The following is a 2,472-nucleotide window of genomic DNA, read 5'->3' as shown; positions in this document are numbered from 1 at the left end:
GTAAGCGCTCGGTGACGGAGCAGCTTGTCAGGCGGCCTGCTCGGCCTCACCGGTCGGCATCCAGTTCCAGGGCAGCAGATCGGCGAGGCGCTTGGCCGGGTGATCGGCGATGCGCGTGAGCACGTCGCGCAGGTAGCCCTCGGGATCGAGCCCGTTCATCTTCGCGGTCTCGATCAGGGTGTAGAACGCCGCCGCACGCTCGGCGCCCGGCTCGGATCCCGCGAACAGGTAGTTCTTGCGCCCGACCGCCACGCTGCGCAGCGCCCGCTCGGCCGCGTTGTTGTCGAGCGCCAGGCGTCCGTCGTCGAAGACGCGCATGAGCGCCGGCCAGCGTGCCAGCATATAGCGCAACGCCTTGGCCAGTTCGGACCGGCCCGGCACCTGGGTGAGGCTCGTCTCGGCAAACGCCTTCAGCGCCTTGGCCAGCGGCTTCGAGCGCACCTGTCGCTCGCGGGTGCGAGCATCGGGCGGCTTGCCGCGCAGGTCGCGCTCGACCCCGTAGAGCGCCCCGATCCGCTCCAGCGCCTCCGCCGCAAGCGCCGAGCCTGTCGCGGCGTGCACGTCGAAGATCTTGCGTCGTACATGCGCCCAGCACCCCGCCTCGGTCAGGGCGCCACCCGCGCGGGTAGCTTCGTACAGCCCGTTGAAGCCGGCATAGCCGTCGGCCACCAGCACGCCGGAGAAGGCCGCCAGATGCGCGAGCGGGCGCTCGCCTCGACGGTCGGGCGAGGCGAAGAACACAGCCGCCGGCGGGCGCACGCCGCCATGGGGGCGTTCGTCGCGCACGTAGGTCCACAGCCGTCCGGTGCTCGTCCTGCCCGTGCCGGGCGCCAGCACCGGGATCGGCGTGTCGTCGCCGTGCAGGACGTCGGAGCCGGTGATCACCTCCCGGCGCAGAAGCTCGGTCAGCGGCAGCAGCGTGGCCGCGGTCGCGCCGAGCCAGCCCGAGAGCGTCGAGGTCGCCAGATCGACGCCGTCGCGCGCGTAGATCTCGGCCTGGCGATACAGCGGCAGGTGGTCGTCGAACTTCGCCACCGCGATGTGCGCCAGGAGCCCCGGACCGGCCCGTCCGCGGGGCACCGCATGGTGGGGGGCCGGCGCCTGGACCACCTGCTCGCAGACGCGGCAGGCGAACGCCTCGCGGACGTGGCGCACGACCTTGAACCGGCCCGGCACGTAGTCGAGGCTCTCGGTAACGTCCTCGCCGATCCGGCGCAGGCCCCCGCCGCAGGCCGGGCAGGCACAGGGACCGGCGTGGACCACGCTCTCGCGCGGCAGATGGGCCGGCAGGTCCCGCCGGGCGGGCTTGAGCCGTGCGGCCTCCCTCGCCTCGGCGACGACCGGCGTGCCGGCCAGACGCTCGGCCTCGTCGACCTCCAGCGCCTCGATCGCTAGTTCGAGCTGCTCGAGGCGCGTGCCGAGCTTCTCGGACGAGGTGCCGAACCGCGCCCGCTTCAGCCGGGCGAGCTCGCCGCGCAGCTTCTCGATCAGGGTACTGGCGTGAACGGCCTCGCGCGCCAGGCCGACGATCAGGCGCTTGAGCGCGTCGACGTCGTCGGGCAGCGTGGCAGGATCGAGAGCCATGCCAACAGCTTAGCCCTTGCCAAGGGCCGTCGCCACAGGCCTTGACCACGGACGCGGCCACCTCGGTAGTCTGCCGCTCTCAGCCCGCGATCGTCGGCCGGTCGGTGCGCAAAGGCGCGCGCCAGTCGATCCCCTCCAGCAGCATGGCGAGCTGGGCCGGCGTCAATGCAGCCGCGGCACCGGCGGTGGACGGCCAGACGAAGCGGCCCTTCTCCAGACGCTTGGCGAACAGGCACAGGCCCTGGCCGTCCCACCACAGCAGCTTGATCAGGTGGCCCTGGCGCCCACGGAACACGAAGGCCTGGCCCGAGAACGGATCGCGCGCCAGATGGTCCTGGACGAGGGCGGCCAGGCCGTCGAAGCCCTTGCGCATGTCGGTGTGCCCGGTGGCCAGCCAGACGCGCGAGCCGGACGGGACGGGGATCATCGACCGAGCAGCGCGGCGATCGCGCCCTGGAGGAGCGTCAGGTCCGCCCCGGCTGCGGCCCGCACCCGATGCCCGTCGGCCAGCTCGATCTCGATCAGGCCCGGCCCGGCCGGCACTCCGGCTGCCGCCGTGGCCGGAGGCGGCAGCGCGAGCGGGATGAAGGTCGCTGGGGCAGCCGCAGTCGAGGCCTGCCGCTCGGCCAGCAAGGCGCGCCGCCATCTAAACAGCAGGCTGGAGTGCAGGCCGTGCCGGCGCGCCACCTCTGAGGCGGTCGTGGCGGGGTCATCCGCCTCGGCCAGGATGGCGCGCTTCTGCTCGGGCGACCAGACGCGGCGCGTGCCCGCAACGACAACATGAGGAGAGTTGGTCATAGGTCCAGACACAGGGCCGATATAGCGTCATCTGACGCCAGCACCTGTATCCAGAGCAAAGCACTACAGGCACAAGGCGGCCGTCACCGA

At 72.2% G+C, this 2,472-nt stretch carries 3 protein-coding genes; all 3 read right to left on the bottom strand.

Annotation, left to right across the window (positions count from 1 at the left end):
• Window positions 1-27: 27 nt before the first annotated feature.
• Window positions 28-1,584: an IS66 family transposase gene (gene tnpC, locus VQ02_RS32000; RefSeq protein WP_048448305.1), complete on the bottom strand. Its 1,557-nt coding sequence runs from the start codon at window positions 1,582-1,584 to the stop codon at window positions 28-30.
• Between the two features lie 79 nt (window positions 1,585-1,663).
• Window positions 1,664-2,011, bottom strand: a complete 348-nt coding sequence (tnpB, locus tag VQ02_RS31995; protein WP_048448304.1) for an IS66 family insertion sequence element accessory protein TnpB — start codon at window positions 2,009-2,011, stop codon at window positions 1,664-1,666.
• A complete protein-coding gene (gene tnpA / locus VQ02_RS31990; protein WP_048448303.1) occupies window positions 2,008-2,382 on the bottom strand; it encodes an IS66-like element accessory protein TnpA in 375 nt (124 codons plus the stop codon). Before tnpA ends, tnpB begins: the two co-directional genes overlap by 4 nt.
• Window positions 2,383-2,472 lie beyond the last annotated feature (90 nt).

This window comes from Methylobacterium variabile, from assembly GCF_001043975.1.
Taxonomy (GTDB): domain Bacteria; phylum Pseudomonadota; class Alphaproteobacteria; order Rhizobiales; family Beijerinckiaceae; genus Methylobacterium; species Methylobacterium variabile.
Note: the sequence above shows the minus strand (reverse complement) of the source record. Positions and strands in the feature narration are given on the sequence as shown.